The organism is Streptomyces sp. HUAS CB01 (genome assembly GCF_030406905.1).
GTDB lineage: Bacteria > Actinomycetota > Actinomycetes > Streptomycetales > Streptomycetaceae > Streptomyces > Streptomyces chengbuensis.
This window is the reverse complement of sequence record NZ_CP129137.1, coordinates 3,470,787-3,486,284: the sequence shown is the minus strand read 5'-3', so window position 1 is coordinate 3,486,284 and position 15,498 is coordinate 3,470,787. Positions and strand designations below refer to the sequence as shown.

The following is a 15,498-nucleotide window of genomic DNA, read 5'->3' as shown; positions in this document are numbered from 1 at the left end:
TCCCTGGGGCTTGTGCTCATGCATCCGGCGGACCATAAAATCTAACGGACCGTCAGGAAACTGGAAGGGGCCGGACGTGGGGAACTTCCTGGCAGGCAGGACCGTCGCCGTGACCGGCGCCGGACGCGGCATCGGCCGCGCCGTGGCACTCGCGTGCGCCGCCGAGGGGGCGAAGGTCGTCGTCAACGACCACGGCGTCTCCGTCGACGGCGGCGAACCGGCCTCGGAGGTCGCCGAGGCGGTGGTCAAGGAGATCGAGGCCGCGGGCGGAGAGGCCGTCGCCGTCGCCGACGACATCTCGACGATGGAGGGCGGGCAGCGGGTCGTCGACACCGCGCTCGCCCGGTTCGGACGGCTCGACGGCGCCGTGTGCGTCGCCGGCATCCTGCGCGAGCGCATGCTCTTCAACATGACCGAGGACGAATGGGACCCGGTCGTCGCCACCCACCTCAAGGGCACCTTCACCGTCTTCCGCGCGGCCGCCGCGGTCATGCGCACACAGGGCGGCGGCACCCTGATCGGCTTCACCAGCGGCAACCACCAGGGCTCCGTCGCCCAGGCCAACTACTCGGCGGCCAAGGGCGGCATCATCTCGCTGGTGCGCAGCGCGGCACTCGGACTGCACAAGTACGGCGTGACGGCGAACGCGGTCGCGCCCGTCGCCCGGACCCGTATGTCGGCCAACGTCCCCATGGAGCTCAAGGAGATCGGGGAGCCGGAGGACGTGGCGGCACTCGTCGTCTACCTGCTGTCCGAGCGGGCGCGCGCGGAGAACATCACCGGGCAGGTCTACACGATCGCCGGCCCCAAGATCGCGGTCTGGGCCCAGCCCCGCGAACTCCGGGCGGCCTACGCCGACGGCGCGTGGACCCCGGAGCGGATCGCGGACTTCCTCCCCGGGACCGTCGGCACCGACCCGATGCCCATGCTCGCCCGACTCGAGGCGATGGCGAAGGCGGCCGCCGCCGGCGACCGCCCGAACCGTTGACGCGGGCCCGCGGCCATGGACTTCGCCTTCGGCCCCGACGACAGCGCCTTCCGGCACGAGGCACGCGCCTGGCTGGAGGACCGTCTCACCGGCACGTTCGCGGACGCCGCCGGGCGCGGCGACTCCGGCAGCGAGCACGAGAGCGCCCGCACCCGGCTCGCCTGGGAGCGGGAGCTCGGCGCCGGCGGATGGATCGGACTCGGCTGGGACGCCGACCACGGCAACCGCCGTGCCACCCTGACCCAGCAGGTGGTCTGGGCCGAGGAGTACGCCCGGGCCCGCGCCCCCGCACGGCTCGGCCACATCGGCGAGAACCTGCTCGCCCCGACCCTGATCGCCCACGGCGACACGGACCAGCAGGCCCGCCATCTGCCCGGCATCGCCCGCGGCGAGGAGTTCTGGTGCCAGGGCTACAGCGAGCCCGGCGCGGGCTCCGACCTGGCGTCCGTGCGGACCACGGCCGTCGCGGACGGCGGCCGCTACCGCGTCACCGGACAGAAGATCTGGACGTCGCTCGCCCGCGAGGCGCACTGGTGCTTCGTCCTGGCCCGCACCGAGCCCGGCTCCACCCGCCACCGCGGACTGTCGTTCCTGCTCGTGCCGATGGACCAGCCGGGCCGCATCGACGTACGGCCCATCCGGCAGATGTCCGGCACCAGCGAGTTCAACGAGGTCTTCCTCGACGGCGCCGAGGCCGTCGGAACGGTCGGCGGCGAGGGCAACGGCTGGCGCGTCGCCATGGGCCTGCTCGCCCTGGAACGCGGGGTGTCCACACTCGTCCAGCAGATCGGCTTCGAGGAGGAACTGGGCCGTGTCCTGCGCCTCGCCGCCGCAGGCGGCGTCCTCGACGACGACCCCGTGCTCCGGGACCGCCTGATCCGCCAGTGGGCCGAACTGCGCACCATGCGCTGGAACGCGCTGCGCACCCTCGGCCGCACCGGCGACCCGGGCGCGCCGAGCGTCGCGAAGCTGCTGTGGGGCGGCTGGCACCAGCGGCTCGGTGAACTGGCCGTGCAGGTACGGGGCGCGGCCGCCGCCGCCGGACCGGGCGCCTGGTCGCCCTCGTACGAACTGGACGCGCTGCAACGGCTGTTCCTCTTCACCCGCGCCGACACGATCTACGGCGGCTCGGACGAGATCCAGCGGAACATCATCGCCGAGCGGGTGCTCGGCCTACCCAGGGAGCTGCGGTGAGAGGTGTCGTCTTCGACGGCGAACGGGTCGAGGTCGCCGACGACCTGGAGATACGCGAACCGGCCCCGGGCGAGGTGCTCGTCCGCGTCGTGGCCGCGGGGCTCTGCCACAGCGACCTGTCGGTGATCGACGGCACCATCCCCTTCCCCGTGCCCGTCGTGCTGGGGCACGAGGGCGCGGGCGTCGTCGAGGACGTCGGCGCGGGCGTCACCCATGTCGCGCCGGGCGACCATGTGTCGCTGTCGACGCTCGCCAACTGCGGCGCGTGCGCGGAGTGCGACCGGGGCCGGCCGACGATGTGCCGGGCCTCGATCGGCAGGCCGGGGCGGCCGTTCACCCGGGCGGGGAAGCCGCTCTACCAGTTCGCCGCCAACTCGGCTTTCGCGGAACGCACCCTGGTCGAGGCCGTCCAGGCGGTGCGGATCCCCGACGGCATCCCCCTCACCTCCGCCGCGCTCATCGGCTGCGGGGTGCTGACCGGCGTGGGAGCCGTCCTCAACCGGGCCAGGGTGGCCCTCGGCGACACGGTCGTGGTCATCGGCGCCGGCGGCATCGGGCTGAACGTGCTGCAGGGGGCCCGCCTCGCGGGCGCGGTGACGATCGTCGCCGTCGACACCAACCCGGCGAAGGAGGAGACGGCCCGCATCTTCGGCGCGACGCACTTCCTCACCTCCGTGGACGCGGTACGGGACGTGCTGCCGCACGGCGCGCAGCACGTCTTCGAGTGCGTCGGGCACACGGGACTGGTGCGCCGGGCGATCGACCTCCTGGACCGCCACGGGCAGGCGGTCCTGCTCGGCATGCCGGCGCCGACCGCGGAGGCGACCTTCCTGCCCGCGGCGATGTTCCTGGACAAGGCCGTCCTCGGCTGCCGCTACGGCTCCTCCCGCCCGCAGCACGACATCGCGCTGTACGCCCGGCTCTACCGGGAGGGGCGGCTGCTGCTGGACGAACTGGTCACGGAGACGTACCCGGTGGAGGACTTCGCCAAGGCGGCCGAGGACGCGGAGCACGGACGGGTGGCGCGGGGCGTGCTGACGTTCTGAGCGCGGTGCGGCGGGTGCGGCAGGTCCGGCGGCGTCAGCGCGGCACGGCCGTCGCGCGGAACGTCCGCCGGTAGACCGTCGGCGTCACGCCCAGTGCCGCCGTCAGATGCTGGCGCATCGACTGCGCCGTCCCGAACCCGGAGTCGCGGGCCACCCGGTCCATGGGCAGCTCCGTGGACTCCAGCAGCTGCCGGGCCCGCTCCACGCGCTGCCGGGCGAGCCACTGGCCGGGGCTCACCCCGACCTCCTCGCGGAAGCGGCGGGTGAAGGTCCGCACGGACATGGACTCCCGGCCGGCCAGGTCGCGCAGCTGGATCGGCTCGTGGAGGTGGGCCAGCGCCCAGGCCCGGGCCCCCGAGGTCGTCGCCGTCTGCGGCTCGGGCACCGGGCGGTGGATGTACTGGGCCTGCCCGCCGTCCCGGTGCGGCGGGACGATCGTGCGCCGGGCGACGTCGTTCGCGACGGCCGTGCCGTGGTCGCGGCGCACGATGTGCAGGCAGAGGTCGATGCCCGCGGCCACCCCGGCGGACGTCAGCACGTCCCCGTCGTCGATGAAGAGGACGTCCGCGTCCACCCGGACCTTCGGGAACGTCTTCTGGAAGTGCTCGGCGGACGACCAGTGCGTCGTCGCGGGCCGCCCGTCGAGGAAGCCGGCGGCGGCGAGGACGTATGCGCCCGTGCAGATCGACACCATCCGGGTGCCGGGCCGCAGCCGGGCCAGGGCGGCGGCCAGCTCGGGCGTGAGGACGCCCTCGGCGTGGACGGGGCCCAGCCCGTACGACGCCGGCACGATCACCGTGTCGGCGGTGGCCAGGGCGTCCGGGCCGTTCTCCACCAGCACGGCGAAGTCTGCGTCCGTGCGGACCGGCCCGGGCGGCCGCACCGAGCAGGTCACGACCTCGTACAGCTTCCGTCCGGCGGCGTCGGCGGCACGGCCGAAGATCCGCTGCGGAATGCCCAGCTCGAACGGGAGGCAGCCGTCGAGCGCCAGGACGACGACGCGGTGCGGGCGCGTGGTGCGCGGCGGTGCGGCATCGGGGGACGGGGCTGATGCCCGGGGAGGGGCGGACACCTGGGTACGGACCATGGCCCGATCGTATCGAATGCTGTCCTTCAGGCCACTCGTTGCCGTGCCCCGCCCTGCGGATGCTGGTGACGTGACCCAGACAAGCGATCTCCCCGCAGCCCGCGCCGCCTCCCCCGACGGGGAGGCGGTCCGCCGCCGGCGTCGCGTCCACCGCGCGTGGTTCGTCGCCGCCGTCGCCTTCGTGACGATCATCGGCGCGGCCGCCTTCCGGTCCCTGCCGGGGCTGCTGATCGACCCGCTGCACCAGGAGTTCGGCTGGTCGCGCGGCACGATCGGGCTCGCCGTCTCCATCAACCTGGCGCTGTACGGGCTCACCGCCCCGTTCGCCGCCGCCCTGATGGACCGGTACGGCATCCGCAGGGTCGTCGCGGTCGCGCTGACCGTGATCGCGGCCGGCTCCGGCCTGACGGTGTGGATGACGGCGCCGTGGCAGCTGCTCCTCTGCTGGGGCCTGCTCGTCGGGCTCGGTACCGGCTCGATGGCGCTGGCCTTCGCCGCGACGGTGACGAACCGCTGGTTCACCGAACGCAGGGGCCTGGTCACCGGCATCCTGACGGCGGCCGCCGCGTCCGGGCAGCTGATCTTCCTCCCCCTGCTGTCCTGGATCGTCCAGGAGCACCAGTGGCGCCCCGCGGCCGTCACCGTCGCGCTCGCCGCGCTGGCCGTCGTCCCGTTCGTCTGGCTCCTGCTGCGCGACCACCCGGCGGACGTGGGGACGGCCCCCTACGGGGCCAAGGAGTTCGTGCCCAAGCCGCCGCCGGTGCCGGGCGCGGCCCGCCGCACCCTGGGCGTCCTCTTCTCAGCCGCCCGCACCGGGCCGTTCTGGCTGCTCGCCGGCACGTTCGCGATCTGCGGCGCGTCCACGAACGGCCTCGTCCAGACCCACTTCGTCCCCGCCGCCCACGACCACGGCATGCCCATCACGGCCGCCGCCTCGCTGCTCGCGGTCATCGGCGTCTTCGACGTCGTCGGGACGATCGCCTCCGGCTGGTTCACCGACCGCTTCGACGCCCGCCGGCTGCTCGCCGTCTACTACGCCCTGCGCGGCGTCTCGCTGCTCTTCCTGCCGATGCTCCTGGCGCCGTCCGTGCACCCGCCGATGATCTTCTTCATCGTCTTCTACGGCCTCGACTGGGTCGCCACGGTCCCGCCGACGATCGCGCTGTGCCGGGAGCACTACGGCGACGACAGCGCGATCGTCTTCGGCTGGGTCCTCGCCTCCCACCAGGTCGGCGCCGCGGTCGTCGCGTTCGCGGGCGGCCTCGCCCGCGACGTCTTCGGCACCTACGACGTGGTCTGGTACGCCTCGGGCGCCCTGTGCGCGGCGGCGGCGCTGATGGCGCTGGTGATCCGGCGGCGAGGAGCGGGGGCGCGGGCAGGGGTGGCGGTGGCCTGAGGCCCCGGAAGGGCCGACGGGCAACCCAGACGCAGGCCGCCTTCCGGCCCGGAGCAGAATTCCCGCCGGAGGTGGACCACATGGTCAGGGGAGGGTGGGGGACGGTGCCGCCGCGAGGGGTGCCCGGCCGGGGCGGTGCGTGGCAGGACTCGAACGCGTACGTGGTGTCGGCGGCAGGACTGTTCATGGCGACGGTTCTCGCCCTGGAAGTCCATGAGTTCGTCGCCCTCGGGCAGCCGTCCCCGGTACAGCCGCGGGACCCGGGGGTCTTCCTGCTGATGATCCCGTTCCTGCTGTGCTTCGGGTTGCCGGTGGCCGTCGTGGGGACCGCCGCGGTGGTGCTTCCCGTGGCGGTTCTCGCGGCCTGGCTGGGCCGTCGGCTGACCGGACGCGAGGCGTGGTGGTGGGTACCGCTGGTCTCCTCGGGACTCGTGGCGGTACCGGCGGCCGCGGTCGCCGGCTGGGAGGGGCCGGGCCTCGCCCTCGGCACCTGGCTCGTCGGCACCTCCGGGGTGGCCGTCGCGGCCCTGCTGGCCCGGCATTCCGTCCTGCGGCGCGAGGCCGGCCGTCCCGGGCTGCGCCTGAGAACGGTGCTGCTGTACGGCACGCTGCTGGTCGCCGTGGTGTTCGCGCTCGGGGGCGCGGCCTCGCAGACCGGACTGATGGACGTGTACACGCCGCCCCGCGTGACGAAGGACCCGCTCACCGGGACGTGGTCCGACGGCAGTGGGGGAACGCTCCGCCTCTCGCCCGACGGTACGGCCGAGGCGGTCGCCGTCAAGCACGAGCCGGCCGAGGGGGGCACCGGCGGCGAACGCTGCGGAGGGACCGGCACCTGGAGGTTCGTACCGGACGACGACCCATGGCGGCAGACCGTTTCCGTCGAGGTGCCGGACTGCGCGCTTCCCGGGTGGAGCGTCGGCGGGACCGCCGGCGCCCTGGAGTTGCACCACGTGTGCGGGGACCCGGATTCCCCGGACGTCCACACGCTGACCCGGGTGCGCTGACCGCAGCCGCGTCCCGATGGGCGGGACGATCCCACGGGGAGCCGTGCGCGCCGGTCCGGCGGTTGGGACCGATGGCCCGACGCGCGTTCCGTACGTCGCGAGCGGTCCGTCCGTCCGGCGCACGCCGCCGGGGTGCCGCGACTCCTCCCGGACCCTCTCTCCGCGCACGGCTCACCGGGAAGGCCCTGCCCCGACAGCCGTGCGGGTTTGCCGACGACGAGGTCCCCGCCCGGCGCCTACGGCGCGAAGCGCCCGAAGCGTCCCCGGTGGAACAGCAGCGGATCGCCGTGTTCCTCGGCGCCCAGGGCCTCGACCCGCCCCACCACGATCAGATGGTCGCCACCGGTGTGGACCGTGCTGATCGTGCAGTCGATCCAGGCGGGGACGGAGGCGAGACGGGGAGAGCCGGTCACCGGGGCCGGGGTGTGGCCGACGCCCGCGAACTTGTCGGCGCCGCTCACCGCGAAGGCGCGGCAGAGCCCGCCCTGGTCCGCGCCGAGGACGTTGACGCAGAACGCCCCCGCGCGGGCGATGCGCGGCCAGGTCGTCGACGTACGGGCGACCATGAACACCACCAGGGGCGGGTCGAGCGACAGCGAGGCGAAGGACTGGCAGGCGAAGCCCGCCGGGCCGCTGCCCTCCTCGTCCTGGGCCGTGATCACCGTGACGCCGCTCGCGAACTGCCCCAGCACACGTCGGAATTCGGCAGGAGCGACCGGCAGCCGCTCGTCCTCCCCGACGGTGCGCAGCACGGGACGCGGCAGCGCGTCGAAGGCCGGTCCGGCCGCCGTGGCGGCGCCGACGGAGCGGAGGTAGCGGACGGCGGTCGCGGCCATCCCTGCGTGTCCCATCACACCGTCCATTGAACCTGACGGCTCGTCAGATAGGAACCCTCCGCCGCCCCCTCGCCCCGCTCCCGAACCCCGGCGGACCCCGCGGTGCGGGACGCCCGCTGCCGGTAGCGTGGCGGTCGACCAGTCGCCGCCGCAGTTACGGAGAAGCACCGGCATGGGCACACCCCTGTTCGTCAAGGTCTGCGGTCTGCGCACGGAGCGGGACGTGGACACCGCCGTCGAGGCCGGGGCCGACGCCATCGGCTTCGTCTTCGCCGCGAGCCCGCGCCGGGTCGACGCCGGCACCGCGCGCCGCCTTGCCGCCCGTGTCCCCGACGGCGTCCTGACCGTCGGCGTCTTCCGCGACCAGCCGCTGGACGAGGTCCGTGCCCTGCTGGCCGAGACCGGGATGCGCGCCGTGCAACTGCACGGCCGGGAGGACCTCGCGTACTACGACGCCCTGCGCCCGGACGGCCGGACCCTGCTCCGGGGAGTCGCCGTCAAGGACGCGGTACCGCCGTACGGCGAGCGCGGTGAGGACATCCTCCTCCTCGACGCGCCCGTACCCGGCGCGGGCGAGGTCTGGGACCGCACCGGCAAGCGACTCCCGGACCCCGGCGTGCGGTGGCTGCTCGCCGGTGGACTCGACCCGCACAACGTCGCGGAGGCGGTCCGCGCGGCCCGCCCCTGGGGTGTCGACGTCTCCAGCGGCATCGAGATCAGCCGCGGTGTGAAGAGCCCGGAACTGATCACGGCGTTCATCGCGGCAGCGCGCGGAGTGTGAGGCGGGACGCAGCCGGCCGGGGCCTCGGGGCCGGCCCGGAAAATGGGTCGCGCGGGCCTGACGCCCGCGGGTTCCATGAGCCCATGGTGTCCACCGACCGTCTGCCGGCCTTCGCGGCCATGTCGTTCCTGCTGATCGTGGTCCCCGGCCCGAGCGTGCTGTTCGTGATCGGGCGCGCTCTGGCGCAGGGGCGCCGTGCCGCGCTGACCACGGTCGTCGGCAACACGCTGGGGGCCTACCTGCTCGTCGTGACCGTCGCCCTCGGGGTCGGCACCGTCGTGGAGCGCTCCGTTCTCGTGTTCACGGCGCTGAAGCTCGCGGGTGCCGCGTACCTGGTGTACCTCGGGGTCAGGGCGGTGCGGCAGCGGCGGTCCGCCCTGCAGTCGGCGTTCACGGCCGGTGACCCCGGGCACGGAAGCGCGCGCACGCTGTGGGAGGGGTTCGCGGTCGGGGTGGCGAACCCGAAGACGATCGTGTTCTTCGCCGCCGTGCTGCCCCAGTTCGTGGACCGCGAGGCGGGACACGTGGTGGTGCAGATGCTGCTGCTCGGTCTGGTCTTCAACGTCATCGCGCTGGTCTCCGACAGTGCCTGGGGCCTGGTCGCGGCGACCACACGGAGCTGGTTCGCCCGGTCGCCGCGGCGGCTCGCCATGGTCGGCGGGGTCGGCGGGCTCACGATGATCGGCCTCGGAGTCACCGTCGCGGCGACGGGCCGCAAGGACTGAGCCCGTGACCTGGAAGGGCCGGTGACGAGCCGCACGGGCCGGGCCCGCGCCGGTCCGGTGACGGCCGCACGGGCTGAACCCGCGCCGGTCCGGTGACGGCCGCACGGGCTGAACCCGCGCCCCGGCCCGGTATCGGACGACGGGCCGTACGGGCTGGGCCCGTTCCCCCCGGCCCGGTATCGGACCCAGGGCCGAGGGCCGAGGGCCAAGGGCCACGGACCGCGGGCCATGGGGATCGGAATCGGCCCGGAACCGGCCAGGAACCGCCCCGGAACCCCGCCCCGCCCCGGTGACCGCCTACCGTCCCCGGTACTCCGGTGTGCGGCGTTCCACGAAGCTCGCCACGCCCTCGTTGGCGTCCCGCGTCGTCATGGCGATCTCCACCGCAGACGCCTCCGCCGCGAACGCGGAGGCGCGGTCGGTGTCGAGCGAGGCGTTCACCAGCTGTTTGGTGAGGGCGAGGGCTCGGGTCGGGCCCTGGGCCAGACGTTCCGCCCACGCGCGGGCCGTCTTCTCCAGTTCGTCCGCCGCCACGACCCGGTTGACCAGCCCCATCCGCTCGGCGTCGGCGGCGGACAGCGCGTCACCGAAGAACATCAGCTCTTTCGCGCGCTGCGGCCCGACCAGCCGCGGCAGCAGATACGCGCCGCCCCCGTCCGGGACGAGCCCGCGCCGTACGAACACCTCGATGAAACGCGCGGACTCGGCGGCGAGGACCAGGTCGCAGGCGAAGGCCAGATGCGCCCCGATGCCGGCCGCCGTGCCGTTCACCGCGGCGATCACGGGCTTCTCGCAGTCCAGCACGGCGGCGACGAACCGCTGGGCCCCGAGCCGGATCATCCGGGCCACGTCACCGGGCACGCTCTCCCGCCCGTGTTCCTCCGCACCGTCCGCGGGCGCACCGGACGCCGGATTCCCGGACGCGGACCGCCCGGAGCGCTCCCCGCGCAGATCCGCGCCGGCGCAGAAGCCCTTGCCCGTCGCCGTGATCACGACCGCCCGGACGTCCGGATCGGCGGAAGCGTCCGCGAGGAGTGCGATGATGCGCTCGCGCTGGTCCCGGGTGACGGCGTTCATCGCCTCGGGCCGGTCGAGCGTGATCCACGAGACGCCGTTCCCGGTGCGGTGCAGTACGCCCCGTGCCACCGGCTCCCCCTCGATCACCGGCACACCGCCAGCGCGTCCAGGGCCACCGCGCCCTGCCCGCGCGGCAGGACCATCAGGGGGTTGATGTCCAGCTCGGAGAGGTCCCCGCCGAGCTCCAGCGCCATCCGCTGGACCCGCAGGACGACCTCGACGAGCGCGTCCACGTCCACGGGCGGCCCGCCCCTGACCCCGTCCAGCAGGGCCCGGCCGCGCAGCTCGGCGAGCATGGCGCGGGCCTGGTCCTCGCCGAACGGCGGGACCCTTACCGCGACGTCCCGCAGCACTTCCACGAGCACCCCGCCGAGACCGACCGTCACCGTCGGCCCGAACAGCTCGTCCTGCGTGACACCGACGACCATCTCGACTCCGCGCTCGACCATCTGGCAGACGAGGACGCCGTCCAGGTCCACCCCCTCGTAACGGGCGATGTCGGTCAGTTCCCGGTAGGTGTCACGGACCTGGCTGGCCGAGGTCAGCCCGATCTTGACCAGGCCCAGCTCCGTCTTGTGCGCGAGCTGCGGCGCGGACGCCTTCATCACCACCGGGTAGCCGACCAGCCCCGCCGCCCGCACGGCGGCCGCCGCGCTGGTCACCAGCTGCTCGCGCGGCACGCGGATCCCGTACGCGCGCAGCAGCTGCTTCGCCGCGTGCTCGCTGAGCCGGTGGCCGGGCCGGAGCAGCGCCTGTGCCTTGCGGAAGGAGGGGGACAGGGTGCGGGGCGCCTCGTCGAAGGGGGAGCGGTAGCCGGTGGTGAAGCGGTGGTGGTCGAAGTACGCCCGGACGGCCGTGATGCAGTTGCCGAACGTGCGGAAGGTCGCGACCCGGGACGAGCCGAGCAGCGTCGTCCGGTACGCCTCCTCCGTCCCGACCGGTGAACCCCACACCACGCACACCAGCTTGTCCGTGGCCTCCGCGGCGTCCACCAGGTCCTGGGCGAGCTTGTCGCTCATGGGCGGGAAGGGGCCGGTGATCGGGCAGATCAGCACGCCGACGGCGGGGTCGGCGAGGATCGCGTCGATGATCTTCCGGCCGCGCCAGTCGCCGACGGGGTGCCCGCCGTTGTCGACGGGGTTCGCGACGTTCAGGTAGTCCGGTATCCACTCGTGCAGTTCGGCCTGGCGTGCCGCGGACAGCTGGGGCAGCCGCAGCCCGGCGGCGGTGGCGAGGTCCGCGAAGTGCGCGCCGGTCCCGCCGGAGATCGAGTAGACGACGACACCGTCGGCGGCGGGCCGGCGGGCCCGGGCCAGCAGGGCGGCGGTGTCCTGGAGTTCGTCGAGCCCGTCGACGCGGATCACCCCGTACTGGCGCATCGCCGCGTCCACGACCTGGTCGGCCCCCGTGAGCTTGCCGGTGTGCGAGGCGGCCGTCCGGGCGCCCGCCTCGGTGCGGCCCACCTTCACCGCGACGACCGGGACGCGGCTGCGGGCGGCCCGGTCCGCTGCGAGCAGGAAGGAGCGGCCGTCCTTGAGGCCCTCCACGTAGCAGGCGATCGCCCCGACCTCGGGCCGTCCGGCGAAGTACGAGATGAAGTCCGAGGTCTCCAGGTCTGCCTCGTTGCCCGTCGGCGCCCAGTGGGAGAGCCGTACGCCGAGTTCCTGCATGGTGAAGACCGGGCGGCCCTGGTGTCCGGACTGGGTGATCAGCGCGATGGCGGGCCCTTCGAGGTCGTCGCGGAACCGCTCGAAGGCGTTGAGGTTGGTGTTCGGGCCGAGCAACCGCAGCCCGGACCGTTCCACGGCCGCCGCGAGCCGCCGCTGGGCGTCGGCGCCGGCCTCGCCGGTCTCGGCGAACCCGGAGGCGAAGGCGACGGCGAACTTCACCTTCGCCTGGCCGAGTTCCTCGATCACGGGCAGCGGATCGCCGACGAGCAGGACGGCGAGGTCCACCGGCTCGGGCAGTTCCGCGACGGACGGCACGCAGGGCAGCCCGAAGACGGCGGTACGGGTCGGATGGACCGGGTGCAGTCTCGCCCCGACCCGCGCGGCCCAGGCGATCAGCTGCCGGGTGATGCCGGTGTTGGGCCGGCCGTCGGCGTCGGAGGCGCCCACGACGGCGACCGCCTCGGGCCGGAAGAAGCGGTCGAGGTCGGGTACGGGCGCGTACAGCGGACGGCCGCTGACGTCGAGGTCGCCCTCGGCCGCGGTGACGCCGTGGACGGCTGCCCCGGTCTGCTGCCCGCAGGCCACCACTCGGGCGCGGAGGTCGGTGGTCAAGGTGCCGTGGGTTGATCCAAGCATCGTTCCGCCCGCTCCTTGCTCGTCGGCCACGTTACTGACGCATAGTCAGATTACAGAACTGACGGCATGTCAGGAACTGCTCGTGCGTGGGGAAGTGCCTGTGGGAGCCCGGCCGGGCGGGTGCGCGGAGGGATGCCTGCCCGGGGCGGCGCGGAAGGAACCCGTCCCCGGGCGAACGGGTCCAGGATGGCCGGATGCACGGGAGGGACTGGCCGGATCACCGGTACCGGTGGGACTGCGGCTCCTCGGCGTGGGGCCTGCGCCTCCCGGGACGGGCGTGTCCGACGGCGCCGGGACGGGCATGCCCGGACACCGCCGGGCGGGCGCGTCCGGTCCGCGGTCGGCGCCCGGCGTGAGGCCTGCGCCTCCTGGGCGGCGGGTCCGGTCGCCGCCGGGCCCGGTCCGTGGTCCGCTGCCGGCGACCGAGACCGGGCTACGGCGTCGGGACCGGACGCCGGCACCCCGGCCGAAGCCCGTCGGGGTCAACGCCACCCGCCCGATCCGCGTCCACCTCTGTGACCGAGCACCGCCCCCCGAAGGAACGCCCCACGCAATGATCATCACCCTGGCGGTTGAGAACTACCGTTCACTGCGCAAACTGATCGTCCCCCTCGGCCGGCTGACCGTGGTGACCGGCGCCAACGGAACGGGAAAATCCAGCCTCTACCGCGCCCTGCGGCTGCTCGCCGACACGTCCCGCGGCGGAGCCGTCGCGGCCCTCGCCCGGGAGGGCGGGCTGCCCTCCACGCTCTGGGCCGGACCCGAGAACATCGGTCGCGCCGTGAAGGAAGGCCGCCACCCCCTGCAGGGCACGGTACGGAGCGGACCCGTCAGCGTCCGCCTCGGCTTCGCCGGCGACGACTTCGGGTACGCCGTCGACTTCGGCCACCCGGTCCCCGTGAACAACGGCTCGACGCCGTCGCTGTTCAACCTCGACCCGGAGATCAAACGGGAAGCGACCTGGGCGGGGCCGGTGCTGCGGCCGGCCGCCCTGCTCTCGGACCGGTCCGGTCCGGCCGTCCGGACCCGCACCGCGAACGGCGACTGGCACCGCAGCACGGGTCGGCTGCGCCCCTACGACTCCATGCTCAGCGAGTTCGCCGACCCCCAGCTGGCCCCGGACCTGCTGAGCATGCGCGAACGCATCCGGTCCTGGCGCTTCTACGACCACGTCCGCACCGACGCCGAGGCCCCGGCACGCTCGGCCCGCATCGGCACGCGCACGCCCGTCATGTCCGCCGACGGCTCCGACCTGCCGGCGGCACTGCAGACCATCCGGGAGACCGGTGACGCCGAGACCCTGGACGAGGCCGTCGACGCCGCCTTCCCCGGCAGCCGGATCGCCGTCGCCTCACGCGACGGCCGCTTCGCACTGCAACTGCACCAGAAGGGACTCCTGCGACCCCTCGAGGCCGCCGAACTGTCCGACGGAACACTGCGCTATCTGCTGTGGGTCGCGGCACTGCTCACCCCGCGCCCGCCGTCGCTCATGGTGCTCAACGAGCCCGAGGCCAGCCTGCACCCCGATCTGCTCGCACCCCTCGCGGACCTGATCGTGACGGCGAGCCGGGACACCCAGACCCTCGTCGTCACCCACGCCACGCCCCTGGCGGACGCGCTCGACGCGGGCGGCCGCCGCCGCAGGAGGGACCTGCGGAAGGTCGAACTGGTCAAGGAGTGGGGCGAGACGAAGGTCGCGGGCCGGGAGGGCCCTCTGGACGAGCCGCTCTGGTACTGGCCCAAGCGCTAGGCCCGGCGCCGGGCGTCATCCGCGCCCCGGACGCTCCTCGCCCGGCCCGGAAGGCCGCTTCGAGAGGGCCTTGGCGATCTTCCGTGCGTCCAGGGCCATTTCACGGAGCATCCCGCTGATGGGGTTGGTGAAGCCCGTGAAGTACAGGCCCGGGGCCTCGCGCGGGGTCCGGCCGCCGTGGACGACCGGCCGGCCGCGCTCGTCCAGTACGCCGAGATGCCCCACCAGCGGCTCCAGCGCACGGTGGTAGCCGGTGGCCGCGATGACCGCGTCCGGCGATATGCGGGAGCCGTCCGCGAGGACCACCTTGTCGTCGTCGAAGGCGTCGACGGCGGCGACCGGCTCCACCTTCCCGGTGCGGACCGCGTCGATCAGACCCACGTCCTGTACGGGGATGGCGCCCTGCCGGACGCGTGTGTACAGGCCCGCCTCGGGGCGCGGCAGCCCCTGGGCGGACAGGTCGGGCACGGCCGCCCGCGCCATCAGCCGGCCCGCCGCGTCCACCAGCCGCACGGGCAGCCGCCGCACGAGGATCCCCGTGCGCTGCGCCGGCCAGCCGGCGGTCGAACGGCGCACGATGTGCGGGGCGGTCCGCACGGCCAGACGCACCCGCGCGGCTCCCGCCCCGGCCAGGTCCGCCGCTATCTCCGCGCCCGTGTTGCCGACTCCGACGACGAGCACGTCCTTGCCCGTGTACGGGTCGGGGTTGCGGTACGCGGAGGCGTGCAGCAGCTCGCCCGTGTACGTGTCCCGGCCGGGCCAGTCCGGTGTACGGGGCGTGTGGTTGAACCCGGTCGCCACCACGACGGCCCGCCCGGTGAGCCGGCGGCCGCCGGTCGCGTGGAGCACCCAGTCGGAGCCCTCGGGCTCGATCCTGGACACCTCCACGCCCGTCACCAGCTCCAGCTCGTGGAACTCGGCGTACTTCTCCAGGTAGCGGACCACGTCGTCCCGGGAGACCCAGCGTCCGAAGCGGCGCGGCATGGGCAGGCCGGGCAGGCCCGACAGGCGCCGGGTCGTGTGCAGGTGCAGCCGGTCGTAGTGACCGCGCCAGGACGCGCCCACGGAATCCGACTTCTCCAGGACGACCGCCCGCACCCCGCGCTCCCGCAGGGCGGCGGCCACGGCGAGACCGCCGGGTCCGGCCCCGATGACGTACACCGGGCGGTCGTCGGTGAGGTCGATGGCTCTGTGGTCGGGCATGAGCGCTGACTCTAGTGGCACGCGGTTGCGAAACGGTCACGGCCGGCTACCTCTTGCGCACACGGGCCCGGTTCCGGTGAACTGACGTACCGTCAGAAACTG

Annotated in this window: 13 protein-coding genes; 8 read left to right on the top strand and 5 right to left on the bottom strand. The window is 74.0% G+C overall.

The annotated features are described in order from the left end of the window. Positions 1–76 precede the first annotated feature (76 nt). Genes QRN89_RS15345 through QRN89_RS15335 form a run of 3 tightly spaced genes read left to right on the top strand, consistent with a single transcriptional unit; the run spans position 77 to position 3,228 of the window. A complete protein-coding gene (locus QRN89_RS15345) occupies positions 77–988 on the top strand; it encodes an SDR family oxidoreductase (protein WP_290349964.1) in 912 nt (303 codons plus the stop codon). Positions 989–1,003: 15 nt separating this feature from the next. Continuing rightward, positions 1,004–2,182 (top strand): acyl-CoA dehydrogenase family protein, encoded by a 1,179-nt coding sequence (locus tag QRN89_RS15340; RefSeq protein ID WP_290349963.1) that lies wholly within the window; start codon positions 1,004–1,006, stop codon positions 2,180–2,182. Further along, the gene (locus QRN89_RS15335; RefSeq protein ID WP_290349962.1) at positions 2,179–3,228 is read left to right on the top strand and encodes a Zn-dependent alcohol dehydrogenase; all 1,050 of its coding nucleotides are present in this window, start codon (positions 2,179–2,181) and stop codon (positions 3,226–3,228) included. The genes QRN89_RS15340 and QRN89_RS15335 overlap by 4 nt, the downstream gene beginning before the upstream one ends. A gap of 34 nt (positions 3,229–3,262) precedes the next feature. Here the strand turns inward: QRN89_RS15335 and QRN89_RS15330 are convergent, their stop codons facing one another. Beyond that, complete coding sequence (locus tag QRN89_RS15330) at positions 3,263–4,315, bottom strand: GlxA family transcriptional regulator (RefSeq protein ID WP_290349961.1); 1,053 nt, start codon at positions 4,313–4,315, stop codon at positions 3,263–3,265. Positions 4,316–4,385: 70 nt separating this feature from the next. On the opposite strand from QRN89_RS15330, the gene QRN89_RS15325 reads away from it, so the two are divergent. Both QRN89_RS15325 and QRN89_RS15320 read left to right on the top strand, forming a co-directional pair. Then, positions 4,386–5,711: an MFS transporter gene (locus QRN89_RS15325; protein ID WP_290349960.1), complete on the top strand. Its 1,326-nt coding sequence runs from the start codon at positions 4,386–4,388 to the stop codon at positions 5,709–5,711. 80 nt (positions 5,712–5,791) lie between these two features. Continuing rightward, a complete protein-coding gene (locus QRN89_RS15320; RefSeq protein WP_290349959.1) occupies positions 5,792–6,718 on the top strand; it encodes a hypothetical protein in 927 nt (308 codons plus the stop codon). Positions 6,719–6,954: 236 nt separating this feature from the next. On the opposite strand, the gene QRN89_RS15315 is transcribed toward QRN89_RS15320, so the two are convergent. Further along, complete coding sequence (locus QRN89_RS15315) at positions 6,955–7,554, bottom strand: flavin reductase family protein (RefSeq protein ID WP_290353718.1); 600 nt, start codon at positions 7,552–7,554, stop codon at positions 6,955–6,957. Positions 7,555–7,726: 172 nt separating this feature from the next. Between QRN89_RS15315 and QRN89_RS15310 the strand changes: the two genes are divergently transcribed. Further along, positions 7,727–8,335 (top strand): phosphoribosylanthranilate isomerase, encoded by a 609-nt coding sequence (locus QRN89_RS15310; protein WP_290349958.1) that lies wholly within the window; start codon positions 7,727–7,729, stop codon positions 8,333–8,335. 83 nt (positions 8,336–8,418) lie between these two features. Further along, positions 8,419–9,060, top strand: coding sequence for a LysE family translocator (locus tag QRN89_RS15305; protein WP_290349957.1), 642 nt, complete (start codon positions 8,419–8,421; stop codon positions 9,058–9,060). 297 nt (positions 9,061–9,357) lie between these two features. Here the strand turns inward: QRN89_RS15305 and QRN89_RS15300 are convergent, their stop codons facing one another. Continuing rightward, positions 9,358–10,137 carry an enoyl-CoA hydratase/isomerase family protein gene (locus tag QRN89_RS15300; protein WP_356948693.1) on the bottom strand — a complete coding sequence of 260 codons (780 nt, stop codon included), beginning with the start codon at positions 10,135–10,137 and terminating at the stop codon, positions 9,358–9,360. Positions 10,138–10,220: 83 nt separating this feature from the next. Beyond that, on the bottom strand, positions 10,221–12,443 hold the full coding sequence (locus QRN89_RS15295; protein WP_290349954.1) for an acetate--CoA ligase family protein: 2,223 nt from the start codon (positions 12,441–12,443) through the stop codon (positions 10,221–10,223). 553 nt (positions 12,444–12,996) lie between these two features. On the opposite strand from QRN89_RS15295, the gene QRN89_RS15290 reads away from it, so the two are divergent. Beyond that, positions 12,997–14,193 carry an AAA family ATPase gene (locus QRN89_RS15290; RefSeq protein WP_290349953.1) on the top strand — a complete coding sequence of 399 codons (1,197 nt, stop codon included), beginning with the start codon at positions 12,997–12,999 and terminating at the stop codon, positions 14,191–14,193. Between the two features lie 15 nt (positions 14,194–14,208). On the opposite strand, the gene QRN89_RS15285 is transcribed toward QRN89_RS15290, so the two are convergent. Next, positions 14,209–15,396 (bottom strand): flavin-containing monooxygenase, encoded by a 1,188-nt coding sequence (locus tag QRN89_RS15285; protein ID WP_290349952.1) that lies wholly within the window; start codon positions 15,394–15,396, stop codon positions 14,209–14,211. Between the last annotated feature and the right edge of the window lie 102 nt (positions 15,397–15,498).

What these genes read in the sequence shown, in the direction of transcription:
- QRN89_RS15315 (WP_290353718.1), bottom strand. Translation starts at nt 7,554, where the DNA reads ATGGCCGCGACCGCCGTCCGCTACCTCCGCTCCGTCGGCGCCGCCACG.
- QRN89_RS15295 (WP_290349954.1), bottom strand. Translation starts at nt 12,443, where the DNA reads ATGCTTGGATCAACCCACGGCACCTTGACCACCGACCTCCGCGCCCGA.
- QRN89_RS15285 (WP_290349952.1), bottom strand. Translation starts at nt 15,396, where the DNA reads ATGCCCGACCACAGAGCCATCGACCTCACCGACGACCGCCCGGTGTAC.
- QRN89_RS15340 (WP_290349963.1), top strand. Translation starts at nt 1,004, where the DNA reads ATGGACTTCGCCTTCGGCCCCGACGACAGCGCCTTCCGGCACGAGGCA.
- QRN89_RS15320 (WP_290349959.1), top strand. Translation starts at nt 5,792, where the DNA reads ATGGTCAGGGGAGGGTGGGGGACGGTGCCGCCGCGAGGGGTGCCCGGC.
- QRN89_RS15310 (WP_290349958.1), top strand. Translation starts at nt 7,727, where the DNA reads ATGGGCACACCCCTGTTCGTCAAGGTCTGCGGTCTGCGCACGGAGCGG.
- QRN89_RS15305 (WP_290349957.1), top strand. Translation starts at nt 8,419, where the DNA reads ATGGTGTCCACCGACCGTCTGCCGGCCTTCGCGGCCATGTCGTTCCTG.
- QRN89_RS15290 (WP_290349953.1), top strand. Translation starts at nt 12,997, where the DNA reads ATGATCATCACCCTGGCGGTTGAGAACTACCGTTCACTGCGCAAACTG.
- QRN89_RS15330 (WP_290349961.1), bottom strand. Translation starts at nt 4,315, where the DNA reads ATGGTCCGTACCCAGGTGTCCGCCCCTCCCCGGGCATCAGCCCCGTCC.
- QRN89_RS15300 (WP_356948693.1), bottom strand. Translation starts at nt 10,137, where the DNA reads ATGAACGCCGTCACCCGGGACCAGCGCGAGCGCATCATCGCACTCCTC.